This window comes from Aequorivita lipolytica (assembly GCF_007997135.1).
Taxonomy (GTDB): Bacteria; Bacteroidota; Bacteroidia; order Flavobacteriales; family Flavobacteriaceae; genus Aequorivita; species Aequorivita lipolytica.
This window is the reverse complement of record NZ_VORU01000041.1, coordinates 1-832: the sequence shown is the minus strand read 5'-3', so window position 1 is coordinate 832 and position 832 is coordinate 1. Positions and strand designations below refer to the sequence as shown.

The window sequence follows — 832 nt, the reverse complement described above, 5'->3', positions numbered from 1 at the left end:
AACGTTGATGTGTATGGACCGTTGCGTGTCTCACACACGAACCAATCCAAATATAGACAAACTTTGGGTTTATCCGATAATATTCCAGAAAAGCACAGACCCAGCAATGGTTTATACACGGTGTTGTAAGTAGTACTTTTCACAGTTTCTATTTTAATTCATTGCCAAAAATATATTGGTCAATGTCAATTCCTAAATTTAATTTATCAAGCCTATTTATGGTTCCCACATCAAGATGAATTCCTTTATTTCCACTAATATACATTTGATTATGTACGGAAATAATAACATCAGCATTTTCGGCTAAACTTTTTATTCCGTTTCTATCTTTTTCTAATTCCGTTAAGAGCAGTTTTAATTTTGTTTCTAAATCATAAGCGCGACTTCTTATTGGCTCAAATGTTAAACGGCTAAAAGTATATTTCCCTTTTCCGATTTTTCTGTCATCATTTATACTCCAACCCGAAAGTCCGTTTAGTTTTGTCAATTCTGCGAGTTGCTCAAAAGTCAAATTTTCAGAAACGGCTGTAAGAACAACTTGATTTCCGTTTTCAGTTCCAACATTAGTAATTTCGTTATTTTCTTTAGAGAAATAAACACTCAAAAAAAATAGCTCATCTTCAATTGGAAAATAGACAACATTGGTTTCTTCAAATGACTCGAAATCCACTCGCTCAACTTTCGGTTTTCCATTTTCCATTTCGACATTGTGAACTTCCAAATATTGTTTAGTCGTTCCAAAAGTTGGCTTTTCTATTTCCGAAATTGCTTTTGCTATTAGTTCATTTTTCAATGTTTGTTCGGTTTTTTTTTGGTATTACTTACAACGTTT

General features: G+C 32.7%; 1 protein-coding gene. It reads right to left on the bottom strand.

Annotated elements, in window-relative coordinates; genetic code table 11:
- Nucleotides 1–148: 148 nt before the first annotated feature.
- Nucleotides 149–793: a DUF4279 domain-containing protein gene (locus tag ESV24_RS15190; RefSeq protein ID WP_111817169.1), complete on the bottom strand. Its 645-nt coding sequence runs from the start codon at nt 791–793 to the stop codon at nt 149–151.
- Nucleotides 794–832: the final 39 nt, after the last annotated feature.